Raw genomic sequence first — 15,073 nt, 5'->3', positions numbered from 1 at the left:
GAGCTCAAGCGAGATCTGACTAGGTACACGAGGATGCCTCTTCCAATGAGCGTGTCCTGTGGAACTCTTCACTCTGCACTGGCTCCCTCAGCACACAAATCTCTTCTCTCAACGGTCCTTCTCCGAAATTCCGGGCAGCCGATCGCTCCTGTCATTCCATGCTTGACGATGAAGCATTTTCGTTTTCGGCACCCAGACTGGCGACCATTGGCTTCAAGCTCTTCATCTTCTTTCGAGCCTTCGCAAAACTATCGTCGTATTCCAGGGCCTGCTTGAATTTGCCCTGTGCCTCTCGGTACTTCCCCGCCTCAAGCAGACTCAGTCCGTCGGAATATGCCATCATTGCATCCAGCGATTTTGTCTGTTCGGAGCCAAGTTTCGTTTCCTCCATCTCGACGTTAATGCTCTTCGTCACCTTCTGGCTGAGTTCCTTGATGAGACTGAAGAACTCATCCGGCTTTCCGCGCACCTGGTCCCCGAACAACACCTCGCCCGTTTCTACCTTCACAACGCGCGCCGAAACATTCATTTGGTTCTCCGTCGCGATGAAACTCCCAAACACAACCGCATTCGCTCCGAGAAGCTTCCCGGTACGCACCGCGGTCGATTGATCAACCTTGTCTCCCTGCTTCTGCAGCTTGAGTTCGTTCAGAAGCCATTCAATCCGCTCTCGCTCAATCACCTGCAGATCCGTCCCCCCTGTCAAATGATTGATCATGATGGACGGAAGCCCCTTGCTCAATCCCTGATAGTCTTCCCGGCGGGTAATTGAGTTGTTCGAAAAGTCCATAACGGCGAGGGTTTGCAGTCCCTGCTGTTCCTGCACGCTGTAGTCCCCGCGTTGCTCCTTCCGGACCCGATAGTAAATGTCCATCACGGCTGGCGGCTCTACGTCCGGGTTCAGGTAATCGGTTGGCGGGTTCGTGCCCACGAGTTCCTGAATGGCCGACCGGGCATTCCCCTTCTGTCCCCGAGCGATGTACGTGCGCGCCAAGTATCGTAGCGCATCCCGGCGCAACGCCATATCGGCCTGCTGGTTATCGGCAACCTTCTGAAAAAGCGAGGTCGCCGTCTCATACTCGGCAAACTGGTACTTCTGCTTTGCTTGCTCAAAAGCAGACTGCTGCGCCGCGGCGCGCTGCACCCCTCCAAGGCTGCTAACAAGAACGGCTCCGAGCAGAAGAGCGCTTCCCCACCGAACGGAGAGGAAGAAAAAAGATGGGCCGGTAAACGTTCGTGACGTAAGCATGCTGAGTCACCTCTCGGTCTTAAAAGAATGTGGCTCGTGCGCTGCTATGCCTTCGGCGTGCAAGGACTTTACCAAAGACAAATTTTCCTCCCCGACGGGAGCATTCGTGCGACACCTATCCGCCCTTCTATAACGAGAGGGCATGTAAAAACCGGAAATGCAATTTCCATGAACCCTGTAATCAATTCTTGTGTGGCAGTTCTGTACAATAAGAAACAGACGAAGCAGTAGAAATGCCCACTCCGTGTCGGCTTCCCTCTTCGTTACAGAAAAAGGGGTGAGCGTCCCAACACGCGTGAGCGGCACGAGCAATCGTCGGCAGCCGCAGAAGTGGATTCGATTCGTGGCGCTACGCTTGACTTGAGCGTTTGAGGTGCCACAGCGGCTGACTGCTCCGCCCGACGGAGGATTTCAACCAACGCGCCCACATTCAGCACGGGGCTCAGGGTCTCCTAGCACGGCCCTGACCAGCACCTGTCAGGTGCTTCTGCCCTTCCTGCTCCGTACAGCAGCGCCGTTCTCGGCCCTTAGAGACTGTTTTGATTTTTGATCGGGTTTGAGAATCGACGAGGTATTTCGCAGGAATTGGAGGGCCGTCCGTTGCTCAGAAGGAGCCCCTGTTGGATCCCGACGATCTGCAGTCGTCGCGCCCTGCCTGAACTGTCATCGTGGGAAATCAAAACAGTCTCTAAGAAGCTGTTTTCCTTTCATACGCTGTGCGTTCGGCAGGACGCACCGACTGCGGACCCCGTTCCTCCCCGCCGGGGATGCAGGCACATCCGCTCCGATGTGCGTTCGGTCTACGCCCCCATCGGCATCGGATGTGGAGACGGGCGTACATGAGAACAGGTTCTTACTCTCGACTCACATTGAAGACGACGGCGTGCTCCACCCTCGTAAAGGTGGGCTCGACTCGTATCCGGTAGCCCGCCCCCGAAAATCGTTCGGTCGTAGAGGATCCTCCCCGCTCCGTCTTGGTGATGCCTCCCTCTACTTGAAAGCCTTCCAACGTCTTTCGCCGTACCTCAATCCGGTATGTCCCCGGCGAGAGGGTGAGCGTACTGGGCGTACTTTCATTTGTCACTTCTCCATTCAGCCAGATCTGACCGTAGGTGCCCCCTGCCGTATTCACAGTTACCTGTTGCTGAAAATGACAGGACAGCGTCTGGGTTTGTCCCTCGGAGACGGTGAGGGTCGTATCAACACTGCCGTAGTCCTGATGGCGGCACGTAATGGTGTGTTGTCCTACTTCAAGGGGAATCGCCCCTCCGCGTTGCTGCTGCCCATCCACCCAAACGGTTCCAGATGGCTCGGGCGTAACCTCAACGGTGCCGGTGGTCGTCTCGGCCCCGCCCGTCTCAACGTCGGCTGCGCCGCTCGCAGAGGGATCGGGGGGTGTATCCTGATTTTCTGTCGTGGACGTCGCGCCGGAAGCGTCAGCGGACGCTTGCTCAGTCGTGTTCGCTACTTGTTCCGACTCTCCCCCTCCATCCGACGACGCTCCCCCGGCGTTGTCGGCACTCATCGCAGCCGACTCGTCCGTTCTTAGCTCAACCAACGTCACATCTTGGAGAGCAACCCGTCTTCCGCCCTTCACTTCCGTTAGGGTCGTGTCCCATCTGGAATAGCCCTCCTTTCGAACCAGCAACTGAACGGTTCCCGCCTCAACGGCGTGGCCCTTGATGGGGGTCGTTCCGGCAGTGTCCCCATTCACGAGAACGGTAGCGCCAGCCGGGGCCGTATCGAGCGCCAGGGTCGCCGTCGCGGCCCCGCCGCCCCCACCCAGTTGGGTGTATGCCAAAGCCCCTCCAGCAATGAGGATCAGTGCGGCAACAATCCCGCCCCCCACAACGGCCCAACTCATCTCGTCCTCCGCATCGTCGTCGTCAGCTCCGGACTCTGTAGCAGAAGCAGGGTCCGTCTCGGCTTCCGGCACGGACGGTTGAGTCGTCCCCTCGGGGGCCATCACGGTCTCTCCCCCTGTTTTTTCAGAGCCATCGCCCTCTTCCGGCACGACGGTTTCCGTCTGATCGGCGTACCCCTCGTCCGGCCCCGCCGTCTGCCCCGGATCCGTCTCCTCCGGCACAATCGTCCGTGTCTCGTCAACGTCCGCACTGCCGTCGTCAACCTCCCAGTCGGGCTGTGTGATCGTCTTGCCCGTACTCTGCCGATCGGCCTTCCGAAGGGCCTCTAGCATCTCCTCGGCACTCTGATATCGATCGTCCTGCCGTTTCTCAATGGCCCCCATGATCCACTGAGCAAGCCCCGAAGGGATCTCGGAGTTGAGCTCGTCAGGCGGAGGAATCTGTCCCTCCACCACCTTCCGCATAATATCAAAGTCGGTATCAGTATCCTCGAACGGCAGGTCCCCCGCAAGGATTTCGTAGGCGGTCATGCCCAGGGAATAGAGATCACTTCGCGCATCGACCTCACTGATGTTTGAGATCTGCTCGGGCGACATGTACTTCAGTGTGCCGCCCTGCCCCCCCTGCGTGACGGTCTCTCCAGAGTCCGGTTGTCGGAGCTTCGCAATGCCAAAGTCGGTCACCTTCACCATGCCATCCGTCGTCAGCATGACGTTTTCCGGCTTGATATCGCGGTGGATGACCCCGGCGCTGTGGGCATCGTGAAACGCCTGCATGGTTTGCTCGAGAATGGGGAGGGCCTGCGCTGGCACCATTGCTCCCTGACGCTCGATTGGATCCTTTAGCGTTCCCCCTTCCACATACTCCATGACGATCAGGAGACCGATGTCGGTCTCGCGAAGCGCATAGACCCCGACGATATTCGGGCTGTCGATGCGAGCCAGGGCCTGCGCCTCGGAGCGGAATCGGTGAATAAAAGACTCCCGCTCCTGTTGTCCCGGATTGATGCGCTTGATCGCCACCGTCCGCGACAGGTTCACGTCTTCCGCCTTGTACACCGTCCCCATGCCGCCGCGCCCGAGTACGGCCTGGATGCGGTATCCATCCACTTCCTTTCCGATGACGGCGTCGTTCATGGAGTTGGTCCCTCGGGGTCAATCGTCAGTACGGGAACGAATCACGCGTATCGCTGCTCCTGTCAGGCTGTTTCTTCGACGCCTATCTTACGCGTCCTCCTTCGTCATAATCTCGGCCCGGTCCATGTCCCAGGTCTGGGCCATTCGGTCCACGTACGCATCCACGTAGGTGGGCCGGAAGAGTTCGCTTTCCAGTGCCCCCCACTCGCCGTGGAAGAGGTCCCGCCACTCTTCGTGAAGCCGCTCGAGCTCCGATTGGCTCCCGCCCCCAAAGAAGCTGTCCATCATGCCGCCCTCCTCCGCCTCCTCGATTGCATCGACCGGGTTCACCCGTTGCAATAGTTCTTTACTTCCCGCCATCACCGACTTCTTGTAGCCAGCGAGCATGGCCATGTTATGCGCCACGAGACTGTCGACGGCATCACTCAAGTGCTGAAGGCGTTCCTCTCGTTGCTCTTCGGACAACGAGTCGTCAAGAAGGCGGGCCCGAAGGTCGTCAAGGTCCGCTCCGTACAGAAAGTCTTTTTCCTCCGGGTGCTCGAGCGTTTCGCCGGTAAACTCCCGCCAGAAGTGGTTCGGAATACTAATCATTCGGGCCACCCCTTCCAGCAATGTGCCAAGCACCTCATCGACCGCCTCGTCGTCCGCCGTTGGTTGTTGAGAAAACGTATCGTTCTCCGCTGCTTCGGTGGACGATGCGTCTGCTCCCAGTTGCGACAGGACGCGTTGCACCGCCTCGTCGTCGGCGATCTCCGCGTCGAGGTGGTCCTGCACGGCGGCCGCAAAATTTTCCTCTCGGTCCTCGGCCGGGGCAAACTTGTAGGTCTCGGCTAGTCCCTCAAGGGCAGATGCCAGCTGCTTCGCGTGCTTCTCGAATGGATTGGCCGCCTCATCCTCCTCCGCGAAAGCAGTCTGCTCGGACGATGGCATGAAGAGGGGCGCAAACTCGATGTTGAAGTCGCCCACTCGAAAGACATCCCCACTGTTGAGCCGGTAGGGCTGCGTCTCCCCCACGCGTTGCCCATCCACATACGTCTTGTTCTTGCTATCCCGATCAATGAGAAGATAATCCCCATCCTTGCTCCGAATCTCGGCATGCTCGGTACTTACCTTCTGATCCGGCAGAGTGAGATCATTGCCGCTTCCGCGTCCAATCGTAATCCGGTCTTGCTCGAACAGATAGTCGGCCGGCTCCCCGGCGGCGTCCTCCTTAACAACTTGCAGCTTTATCGGCATAAAACGTGAGGGACTGCGGTGTGAATACGATGGACCCGAATGGTGAAAGCCGCGCTGCGCCTGTGACATGTCGCATAGCAGGTCTCGAAAGAAAGCGCGGCCCCGCCGTGCTCCCTTCTTCCCCCAATGGCACGAGACGATCACGTGGCTCCGCCGACTGAACAATCGGCTTCTCTCATCGAACCGAGACGCCCCTCCCGCCTCCGGACATCCCCAAGTCGAGTGGTGTTCTCCGCTCGTTCCACGACGGATGCCCTTAGGATAAGGGTTATCTTAGGCCTTCGTCAAGACACGGGCCATCCGCCAGTCGCCCCTTCTCGCGTGTCCAGGCAAAATGAATGCTGAGCGCTGGTGCCCACAGAATTGCCATTGCCCTCGTTAGGACACATACTGTACGGGTGGAACCGTTACTCTCTTGCCGTGCGTCCGCGCGCCTCAGCGGCACAGTGGACGCCCGGCCAGCCGGTGTGTACCCCTACCGGTCCGAGTTTTGCGTTCGTATCGCGTACTGCCTCACTTGTCTTTTGGCCATGGCCGACGACAGCAATCAGCATTTGCTGGACTTCGAAAAACCGCTCGTGGAGCTGGAGGAAAAGCTTGCGGAAATGCGGGAACTCAACGAAGAAACGCAGGATGACCTCTCCAACGAAATTAATGCGTTGGAAGAGCGGGTCGAGAAGCTGCGGACCTCGATCTACCGCAACCTTACGCGCTGGCAACGGGTCCAGATTGCGCGCCACCCACAGCGGCCCTACACGCTCGACTACATCGAGGCCCTAACCGACGATTTTGTGGAGCTGCACGGCGACCGTCGCTTTAGTGACGACCGGTCGATCGTGGGAGGGCTCGCTGAATTTAACGGGGAGCGCTATGGCTACCGCGACCGTACCGTTATGGTGCTCGGCCACCAGAAAGGCCGCGATACGAAGGAGCGCAAGTACCGTCGCTTCGGGATGCCCAATCCGGAAGGCTATCGCAAAGCTGAGCGCCTCATGAAGATGGCGGCGAAGTTCAATAAACCGATCGTTACACTGCTTGACACCCCCGGAGCCTATCCAGGAATGGGGGCCGAGGAGCGGGGCCAAGCAGAAGCCATTGCGCGCAACCTGTTCGAGATGGCACGCCTGCCGGTCCCCATTGTGGTGGTTGTGATCGGAGAAGGGGCCTCCGGCGGCGCCATCGGCATCGGCCTCGGCGACCGCATTCTCATGCTCGAAAATTCGTGGTACTCTGTCATTGCGCCTGAGAGTTGTTCGCAAATCCTATGGCGCTCCTGGGACCACAAAGAGGACGCTGCCCGTGCCCTGAAGCTTACAGCACCGGATCTGGTGGAGGTCGACGTCATCGATGAGATTGTGTCTGAGCCGGTGGGAGGTGCACACCGCGATCCCGACACGACGTATGCTACAGTTGGACAAGCCATTGGAAATGCCCTTCAGTCCCTAGAGGACATCGACACGTCTACGCTTCTCGACCGACGGCTGGAGAAGTTCGACGCCCTCGGGGCCTACGAAACGGGCGAACCGATGGCCCCCGCTGCCCATCGATAGTCTCTCCCCTCTTCCCTCCGATTCGTGTCGTACGTATACTCTCACCGCCACCGTGTCCGCTACCGCGAGTGCGACCCGATGGGCGTGGTCTATCATACCCACTACCTCGACTACTTCGAGGCTGCCCGCACGGAGGCCCTGCGTGACCTTGGGGTCCGCTACCGGGACCTCGAAGCCGATGGCATTATCATGCCGGTTGTCGAAGCCGACGTCCAGTATAAGCGTCCTGCCCACTACGACGACGTGATTGTGGTGAACGTGACCTTTGCAGAGCCGCCCTCGGTGCGCGTGCCGATTGACTACTCGGTACACCCAGAAGACGAGGACGATGTATTGGCCACTGGACACACCACACTCTGCTTCATGAACGCAGAGCGGCGGCGGCCCATCCCCGCCCCTGACGCCGTAACCGACGCCTTCGAACTGGCCTTTGCAGACTGACGGCCTCTGTCGACTCTTCACTCTACGACCGACTGGCGCCTCGTTTCGACGAAGTCGTCTCCCCGCCCCCGAACAAAGTCCCCCCATTCGCCAAGTCCACCGTCCACATCGGCACCGCGGTGAACGTATTCGGGGCGGGCGTTCCCTGATACAGCATTTGCCCTCGCCGCCCGAGCGTATTGTACAGCGGAACCGTCACGGACGTCGCCTCCGTTACGGCGAATTCCAGCGTGCCCCGGTGCCAGACGGGATTGGGAATCACGGACTTCACGAGGGGGGGGGTCTGTAGTCCGACCTTGCGAATCGTCGTCTCGGAGACGGTCGCTCGCGCACGGGCATCTCCTCAACTTCGAAGCAGTAGCGGTGGGGGGGCGTGTCCCTCGACGTATCCTACCCACTGGACCGTGGAGGCACCTGAGCCGTTGTGCTCCCCAAAAGCCCGTGCGTCCGAAACGCGGTGCTGTCCTGATCGTCGGCGCCGTCGGCCCGCACAACATTGTTGCTCACGATCGGGGCCTGACCTCCGTCAATCGTGCGGTGCGAGACGCAGGCCGTATACCCAAAGACATCGTCGCCCTCGGTGTAACCGGCGTCCCCACCGAGGTTCTGCTCTTGCGTGTCGTTCAGATCAACAAACGGGCGCTGGATTTCGAATTGATTGTCAACAAGAGGAAAGCTCTTCGAATCCGTCGTGGCCACGAACGTCTACGTCTACAATGGCACGATGATTTTGGCTAAAGAGAGAGGAAACGAGCGAGTGTGACGGCGTCTTGAGTGGAACGAGTTGGTTTGGTTTAGCAGATTTTGGGAATTGTATCCGACCAATCCCCTCTCCCCCGTCCTCCCTCTCTGTTCTTTTCCCAAATTTCCGTTGGCGGATCGGTGCGTGGACGCTTACCTTTTATGAAGACTCCTTTTGTCCCTCGCCCCCCTCGCAGGACCGGTCTCCGATCCGTGGCTACCCTCCTTTTCGACGACCGCTACCTCGACTACGACTTTGGCCCCGACCACCCGTTCAGCCCCATTCGGCAGGAGATGGTGGTGAGCCTGCTCGACGCGCTCGGGCAACCAATCGACCCGATATCTCCCCCGGTGGCTTCCCGCGCGGAAGTGCGTCGGGTCCACAGCGAGTCGCTTGTGAAAAAGGTGGAGGCGGCCTCCGACGGGCGTCCGCCCCCCGAAGCGTGGGACTACGGCATTAACACTGGCGACGTACCGGTCTTCGAAAATATGGACGCAGCCACCCGTGGCCTCGTCGGCGGGACCCTACACGGAGCCCGTCTAATTGCGGAGGAGAAAGCGTCCCGCGTCCTGCAGATGGGCGGCGGGTTGCACCATGCCCATCGCGACCGGGCCTCCGGCTTCTGCGTCTACAACGATCTTTCGGTTGCCATCAACACGCTACGCGAGCAGAACCTGCGCGTCGCGTACGTCGACATTGACGTGCACCATGGCGATGGTGTCCAGTTTCTGCACTACGACGACCCCGGTGTGCTCACAATTAGCCTACACGAGTCGGGACAGTATCTTTTTCCCGGTAGTGGAGGCGTGGACGAAATTGGCGAAGAGGCCGGCGAGGGCTCCGCGGTCAACGTTCCCCTGATGCCACACACCGAGCCTGAGAGCTATCGCGACGCGTTTGAACGAGTGGTGCCGTACGCTCTCGACAAGTTCGCCCCGGACGTAATCGTCGCGCAGTGTGGGGCCGATGCTCACTTCCAAGACCCGCTGGCCGACCTCCTCCTGACTTCTCAAACGTACGAGGATCTGTTCCGAGACCTCCTTTCCCTCGCCGACGAACACACGAACGGACGAATACTCTGCACATTCGGTGGGGGCTACCACCTCGATGCCGTGGTGCGCGTGTGGACGCTGCTTGCTCTTCTTATGCAGGACCTCGACCTGCCCGACACGATTCCCGCCGACTGGCGCACGCAATGGCAGGATCAACTGGACGCGTCCCTCACCTCCACCCTTCACGACCCGGAACCGTCCTTCAACCTTTCGCGCCGCCCCGATGTCCGGGAAAAAAATCAACAAACCAGCACGCAGGTTTTGGAGATCCTGGCCCCCCACTGGTATTAACCGTCACCACCCCCCTGTGCTGGATCGGCTCGATGCCGTCTGCGTGTCTCCCGGCAATTCCAAGACCTCAATGCGCACGTCAACGACCCCCTCCTCGATCATACCGATCTCTTCAGCCGCGGCTCTCGAAAGATCGATAATACGATCGCCGGCATACGGTCCCCGATCGTTGACGCGGACGGTGACCGCTCGCCGCTGCTCCCCCCCAACCCGGGTAACGCGCACGACGGTGTTGAATGGCAGGCTCGGATGGGCGGCCGTCATGTCATCGGGGTCGAAGGTTTCTCCATTGGCCGTGGTCTCCCCGGCAAATCGGTGTCCGTAATAGCTGGCCTCTCCCCGCGGATCGTCAAGAAGATGACTGTGCGACTGCCCACTGGCCATACAGGCCGTGATCATGGCGAAAAAGCCGAGGCCTACGAGCGCAAAGCACAGTGGACGGTGGCGGAAAAGGCGAACCTTCTTTGGGGAACGGGAACGAGACATACGAGAGTGGAAGTGAAGAACCGGAACGATGACAACAATTGTACAACGGTATGTGAACGCCCGTTCGTCCTAAAAGATGCCTAAAAAGTGCATTTTCTCCGTCGACGGCTCTCCCCTTAGTTCCTCTCGTCCATGAATCTATACGATACGCTCGTCTACGTCGACTTTATCCTCGCCGTGGTGCTGTTGGTAGTGGTGCCCCTGTGCTTGCTGGGGGTGTCGGTCACGCTGCCGTCCGTACGCAAGCGGCTGCTGGTCTACTGGCGCACGTCGGCGTTGCTCGGCATCACGGTGTATCTGTGGATTGGGGAAACGCCCATGGGCTTTGCGACGGGCTTTGCCGCACGGGCCCTCATTCCCCTGGCGCTGTGGCGCGGGGATGCCCTAACGGTGCTCCGGGACCAGCCGATCCCCACATCGCCCGACTGGCGGGCCACAGTCTTCCGGTACTGGCGCGCGGCGGCCATCCCCTACAACCTCGTCGGCCTGGCCTACATGCTCCCTCTCCTGCCTTGCGTGTGGTCGGATGTGACCCCGGTGTGTCAGGCCTGGTACCTGCCGCCCCAACAATACGCAGCGTGGCTGCACCCGAGCATTGAGCCGATCTGGCTGGCCCGCTACGGCTGGGTGGCACTGGGCGTGTACTCCGCCTATCTGCTGGCCACCGCCGTGCGGCTGCAGCGCGACCTACTGGAGCGGCAAGCCCCGAACTCCTGACTCGGCGGGCCCCTGCTCGGTACGAACGCCCCCAATTCCCCGTGAATCCAGGCGCCCCTTCGAATCGGGACCCGGAACTGGGAAACGGGCTTCGATTACCATCCACTCCCACCATCTTCCAGACTGCCTCCCTGCTGCTTCATGCTCGGCACCATCGGCGAAGTCCTTCTGCTCGTCGCGTTTATCGCGTGCGGCGGATCGGCCATAGCGTTCTTCTGGTCCGCCCAATCGGACGATGCCTCCGCACAGGCCCGCTCCTGGAAACGGGCCGGGCGCTGGGCCTGGGGCGTAATGAGTGCGGCCGTCGTTTCGACCTCCGTCGTGCTCTGGTATCTGATCCTCAACCACCAGTACCAGTACGCCTACGTCTACCAGAATTCCTCGAACGACCTCCCCGGACACTACCTGTTTTCCACCTTCTGGGCGGGGCAGGAAGGATCATTCCTGTTCTGGATTCTCATGATGTGTGGAGTGGGTGCAGCCCTCATCGCCTACGTGCAGCGCGACTACGAGCGGCACGTAATGGCGGTGGTGGCTTTCTGCCAGTTCTTCCTGCTGTCGATGGTCGTGGGCCTGCAATTCGGCCCGCTCGAAATCGGGGCGTCTCCGTTCATGACACTCGCGGAGAAGTTCACTGACGCCCCCATCTTCCAACAGAACCCGAACTTCGTCCCGGCGGACGGGCAGGGATTGAATGACCTTCTCCAGAACCCGTGGATGACGATTCACCCGCCGTTCCTCTTCATCGGCTTCTCGTCGATGGTGGTACCCTTCGCGTTTGCGATTGCGGCGCTCTGGCGCAAGAAGTACACGCAGTGGGTGCGCCCGGCCCTGCCGTGGACACTCTTCGCCGTCGCCATCCTGGGCGTGGCCATCACGATGGGCGGATACTGGGCGTACGTGACGCTTTCCTTCGGCGGCTACTGGGCATGGGATCCCGTCGAAAACTCATCGCTCGTGCCCTGGATTGTAGGGGTGGCGGCCTTCCACACTATGCTCGTGCAGAAGAAGAGCGGGACAGGGCAGAAGGCCTCCCTTCTCCTTTCGATCGCGGCCTACGTGCTGGTCATCTACTCCACGTTTCTCACCCGTAGCGGCATCCTGGGAGACGTCTCCGTACACTCGTTCGTCGACCTCGGCCTCTACAACCAGCTCTTGATTTGGATCGCCATGATCGGCACGGTCGGCATCGGGCTCTTCGTGTACCGCTACCGCGAACTGCCGACGCCCGATAAGGAGCCGCGCATTCTCTCGCGCGAGTTCATGATCCTCTCTGGCGCTGTGCTCCTTTGCACCACCGCGGCCGTGATTATCCTCGGCACCAGCGCCCCCATCTTCGGTCGCATCTTCCGCGACAATCCCTCGGCCGTGCCCACCGAGTTCTACAACGAATGGACGCTCCCGCTGGCGCTGGGCTTTGTCTTTCTTGCGGGACTGGGACAGCTCTTCTGGTGGAACAAGATGGACGTGGAAAGCCTGAACCGCGTGCTCTTGAAGCCGGTGGCATTCGCAACGACCTGCACAATCGCGATTCTCATCTTCACCCCGTTTGCCGAACAGACGGTTCTCCTCCCCGCTGGCTCCGTGGGACCGTCTCAAACGGCATCCGCCGGGCTCTTTAGCGGCCTCTCCCAGTTCTGGGCGATGTACGGCCAGGCGCTTCAGATGCTGATGCTCTTGTTTGTGGGCTTCTTCGCTCTCTTCGGCAACGGCATGGTGCTCTGGCGCGTGCTGCGCGGCAACCCGCGCATGGCGGGTGGCGCAATTGCCCACGTCGGATTGGCAATTACGATTCTCGGCATTATCGCGTCGAGTGGCTTTGATCGTGCCCTGCCGCGTCTCGGCACGACGCCCTCGGCCAATGAAGACCAGATGCCGCGCGAAAACTTCGTGGTGGCCAAGGGACAAACGCGCCTCGTCAACGGATACCGGGTTACCTACACCGGTAAGTCCACCACGGAGCGGGGGCGCGGGCAGTACATCATTGACGTAACGGACCCGAAGGGCCGCTCCTATACCATGAAACCGGTCGCCTATCAGGGAAGCGGCGACCAGTGGTTCATGCACCCGGACGTAAAGGCCTTCCTCGAAAAGGACATTTTCCTGTCCGTGACCCCGAAGGAGGCGACCGGCATGGGGTCGAAGGAGGGCAAGCCGGGCGGGGAGTTCCAGCTGTCCCGTGGTGACTCGACGACGCTGGGCGACCGGCAGTTTGCCGTAGCATTCGACGGGTTCACGGTGCTGAAGGGCCCGCAGGGCATGGCGGAATCAGACGTGTCCATTCCGGAACGGGTGCCGGACGATGCCCAAATGGCCGTGGGAGCAAACCTCCGGGTAACGAATTTCGAAACGCAGGAGACCCGGTCGCTGATGCCAATCTACCTGGTGATGAACGACAACAGTCAGCAGTACATCGAAAATCGCGTTGGGGACTGGGATCTGCGGATGGCATTTACGGAGATGAACGCAAATAACGGCAAGGCAACGTTCGCCGTGGAAGGCGTGGACGTGATGCCGGAAAACTGGGTGGTGGTACAGGCCTACACCAAACCGCTCATCAGCCTGCTCTGGATCGGGATTATCGTGATGACTGTCGGCTTCGTGGTCGCGATCGGACGGCGCGTGCAGGACATTCGGTTTCGGCGGTAGCAAAAGAGATCGTGTCGTGAAGCCTCGGCATATCAACCGGCGTGAACGATTCTGGCCCACGATCCAATTGCAGTCCCCGATCGGACGCGGGACTCGAAAACTCTCGAATATCGTTCTGTACGGCGTCTCGTGTTGACTGAGGAGCGACTGATTCGACGCGGCGAATAGTTGAACGAACGGATACGTCGAGACATGATCATTGGATTTTTCCTCTCCACTTTATTTAGCGGGTCCACTCATCATAAAAATGAGTATCCCTTGACCCTCCAGTCCAGTCTACTCAACCCGGGCCGGTGTCGCTTCGCCCCTCCGCTTCTTCCCTGAACTCTCGGCTCTCATGCCTCCCGACGGTTCGCCCGCTGACGCCGCCGCTCCGGCCGATCCCTCCTCCGTATCGAGCCCCCCGTACCGCGACTCGGAGCTGTGGCTGCTCTTTTGTGTAACGCTGGTGGCCGTGGGCAATGTGTCGAGTGTCGCCCCTGCCTTCCCAACGGTCGTCGACGTATTCGACATCTCACGGGTGCAGGTGGGATGGATCGTGACGGCCTACTCGCTGCCGGGCATTGTAAGCGCGCCGCTCGCCGGCGCAATGGCCGACCGGCTGGGGCGCAAGCGGGTGCTCGTCCCGACGCTCTTCGTATTCGGCCTTGCAGGCGGGGCCTGTGCCTTGGCCCGCTCGTTTCCAGTGCTTCTCACACTGCGCGCCCTGCAGGGCATGGCCGCTGCTCCCCTTGTGGGCCTCGCCGTCACACTCATCGGCGACCGCTACCAGGGCACGGCCCGCACTGCAGCCATCGGGTACAACGCCTCGGCCCTGAACGTGGGCACGGCCATTTACCCGGCGCTTGGCGGCACCCTCGCGGCAATAGCGTGGTTTTGGCCGTTTGCACTGCCCCTGCTGGCCCTGCCCGTGGGGGCGGCCGTGGCGTGGAAGTTAGAGCCCCCACCTGTCGATCGCGCACAGTCCTTGTCGAAATACGTTTCGGTGGCTCGCGCCCGGCTCACCGACCCACAGATTCTGGGCGTCCTCGCGATCAACTTTGGGGTGTACGTGCTTCTCTTCGGCGCCTTCCTCACGTACGTGCCGGAGTTCCTGGACGCACGGTTTGGCTCTCCGCCCATCGTGGCCGGCCTCATCCTGGCCCTCGCCTCGGTGTCCAGTGGCCTTGTGGCCACCCAGCTCGGCCGCCTCAGCATGACCATTCCGAAAGAACGCCTGATCCAAGGATCGCTCCTCATCAATGCGGTGGCCCTCGTCCTCATGCCGTGGGCCCCAGCCCCATGGGGCGTGGGGGCAGCGTCCCTCCTCTCGGGCGTGGCCCAGGGCCTCAACCAACCGGCCCTCCAGACGCGCCTTACCGAACTGGCCTCCGATGCGTCCCGCGGCATCATCCTGTCGCTGAACGGCATGGTCTTGCGACTCGGCCAGGCGGTGGGCCCGCTGCTGCTCGGAAGCATGCTGGCCCTTGGCGGCCTCAGTGCGCTCTTCTATGCTGCCGCAGGGATCGCTCTGCTCGTGGCGATCGGCGCCGTGCTGGTGCTGCACGCCCCCCGGGCGTCGTGACGCTCCGTCCAGACAGGCACTCGGGGCGCTCCCCAACTCCGAATCAGGGGCCTCAAGGCCCTCCGATCCGCAGTCCCTCCCTGCGAACCCGACTC

12 protein-coding genes are annotated in these 15,073 nt (G+C 60.6%); 6 read left to right on the top strand and 6 right to left on the bottom strand.

Annotated features, from left to right (window positions below):
- Window positions 1–151: 151 nt before the first annotated feature.
- The 3 genes from BSZ35_RS14820 to BSZ35_RS14810 all read right to left on the bottom strand — a co-directional run bounded on the left by BSZ35_RS14820 (window position 152) and on the right by BSZ35_RS14810 (window position 5,486).
- Entirely contained in the window at window positions 152–1,249 is a 1,098-nt protein-coding gene (locus BSZ35_RS14820) for a CsgG/HfaB family protein (protein WP_105013169.1), read from the bottom strand.
- Window positions 1,250–2,102: 853 nt separating this feature from the next.
- Window positions 2,103–4,250 (bottom strand): serine/threonine-protein kinase, encoded by a 2,148-nt coding sequence (locus tag BSZ35_RS14815; RefSeq protein ID WP_105013168.1) that lies wholly within the window; start codon window positions 4,248–4,250, stop codon window positions 2,103–2,105.
- An 87-nt stretch (window positions 4,251–4,337) separates the two neighbouring features.
- Window positions 4,338–5,486, bottom strand: coding sequence for an FHA domain-containing protein (locus BSZ35_RS14810; protein ID WP_181149362.1), 1,149 nt, complete (start codon window positions 5,484–5,486; stop codon window positions 4,338–4,340).
- A 530-nt stretch (window positions 5,487–6,016) separates the two neighbouring features.
- On the opposite strand from BSZ35_RS14810, the gene BSZ35_RS14805 reads away from it, so the two are divergent.
- Together BSZ35_RS14805 and BSZ35_RS14800 are read left to right on the top strand one after the other, a co-directional pair.
- Window positions 6,017–7,036, top strand: a complete 1,020-nt coding sequence (locus tag BSZ35_RS14805) for an acetyl-CoA carboxylase carboxyltransferase subunit alpha (RefSeq protein WP_105013166.1) — start codon at window positions 6,017–6,019, stop codon at window positions 7,034–7,036.
- Window positions 7,037–7,060: 24 nt separating this feature from the next.
- A complete protein-coding gene (locus BSZ35_RS14800; protein ID WP_105013165.1) occupies window positions 7,061–7,477 on the top strand; it encodes a thioesterase family protein in 417 nt (138 codons plus the stop codon).
- Window positions 7,478–7,499: 22 nt separating this feature from the next.
- Here the strand turns inward: BSZ35_RS14800 and BSZ35_RS14795 are convergent, their stop codons facing one another.
- Window positions 7,500–7,748, bottom strand: coding sequence for a hypothetical protein (locus tag BSZ35_RS14795; RefSeq protein ID WP_105013164.1), 249 nt, complete (start codon window positions 7,746–7,748; stop codon window positions 7,500–7,502).
- A gap of 119 nt (window positions 7,749–7,867) precedes the next feature.
- Window positions 7,868–8,176, bottom strand: coding sequence for a hypothetical protein (locus tag BSZ35_RS14790; protein ID WP_105013163.1), 309 nt, complete (start codon window positions 8,174–8,176; stop codon window positions 7,868–7,870).
- Window positions 8,177–8,431: 255 nt separating this feature from the next.
- Here BSZ35_RS14790 and BSZ35_RS14785 point away from each other — a divergent pair, with 255 nt between their 5' ends.
- Window positions 8,432–9,562: an acetoin utilization protein AcuC gene (locus BSZ35_RS14785; RefSeq protein ID WP_105013162.1), complete on the top strand. Its 1,131-nt coding sequence runs from the start codon at window positions 8,432–8,434 to the stop codon at window positions 9,560–9,562.
- Window positions 9,563–9,565: 3 nt separating this feature from the next.
- Here the strand turns inward: BSZ35_RS14785 and BSZ35_RS14780 are convergent, their stop codons facing one another.
- Window positions 9,566–9,946: a septal ring lytic transglycosylase RlpA family protein gene (locus BSZ35_RS14780; protein WP_272483063.1), complete on the bottom strand. Its 381-nt coding sequence runs from the start codon at window positions 9,944–9,946 to the stop codon at window positions 9,566–9,568.
- A gap of 234 nt (window positions 9,947–10,180) precedes the next feature.
- Between BSZ35_RS14780 and BSZ35_RS14775 the strand changes: the two genes are divergently transcribed.
- From BSZ35_RS14775 to BSZ35_RS14765, 3 genes are all read left to right on the top strand, one after another.
- Window positions 10,181–10,765 (top strand): DUF3177 family protein, encoded by a 585-nt coding sequence (locus BSZ35_RS14775; RefSeq protein WP_105013161.1) that lies wholly within the window; start codon window positions 10,181–10,183, stop codon window positions 10,763–10,765.
- 141 nt (window positions 10,766–10,906) lie between these two features.
- Complete coding sequence (ccsA, locus tag BSZ35_RS14770; protein ID WP_105013160.1) at window positions 10,907–13,414, top strand: cytochrome c biogenesis protein CcsA; 2,508 nt, start codon at window positions 10,907–10,909, stop codon at window positions 13,412–13,414.
- A gap of 337 nt (window positions 13,415–13,751) precedes the next feature.
- A complete protein-coding gene (locus BSZ35_RS14765; RefSeq protein WP_105013159.1) occupies window positions 13,752–14,978 on the top strand; it encodes an MFS transporter in 1,227 nt (408 codons plus the stop codon).
- Window positions 14,979–15,073 lie beyond the last annotated feature (95 nt).

This window comes from Salinibacter sp. 10B (genome assembly GCF_002954405.1).
In the GTDB taxonomy this organism is placed as follows: domain Bacteria; phylum Bacteroidota; class Rhodothermia; order Rhodothermales; family Salinibacteraceae; genus Salinibacter.
The sequence above is the reverse complement of the archived record's forward strand: the minus strand, read 5'-3'. Positions and strand labels throughout refer to the sequence as shown.

Excerpts from the sequence above, each read along its gene's own strand:
- BSZ35_RS14820 (WP_105013169.1), bottom strand. The coding sequence starts at position 1,249 with ATGCTTACGTCACGAACGTTTACCGGCCCATCTTTTTTCTTCCTCTCC.
- BSZ35_RS14815 (WP_105013168.1), bottom strand. The coding sequence starts at position 4,250 with ATGAACGACGCCGTCATCGGAAAGGAAGTGGATGGATACCGCATCCAG.
- BSZ35_RS14810 (WP_181149362.1), bottom strand. The coding sequence starts at position 5,486 with ATGCCGATAAAGCTGCAAGTTGTTAAGGAGGACGCCGCCGGGGAGCCG.
- BSZ35_RS14805 (WP_105013166.1), top strand. The coding sequence starts at position 6,017 with ATGGCCGACGACAGCAATCAGCATTTGCTGGACTTCGAAAAACCGCTC.
- BSZ35_RS14780 (WP_272483063.1), bottom strand. The coding sequence starts at position 9,946 with ATGGCCAGTGGGCAGTCGCACAGTCATCTTCTTGACGATCCGCGGGGA.
- BSZ35_RS14775 (WP_105013161.1), top strand. The coding sequence starts at position 10,181 with ATGAATCTATACGATACGCTCGTCTACGTCGACTTTATCCTCGCCGTG.
- ccsA (WP_105013160.1), top strand. The coding sequence starts at position 10,907 with ATGCTCGGCACCATCGGCGAAGTCCTTCTGCTCGTCGCGTTTATCGCG.
- BSZ35_RS14765 (WP_105013159.1), top strand. The coding sequence starts at position 13,752 with ATGCCTCCCGACGGTTCGCCCGCTGACGCCGCCGCTCCGGCCGATCCC.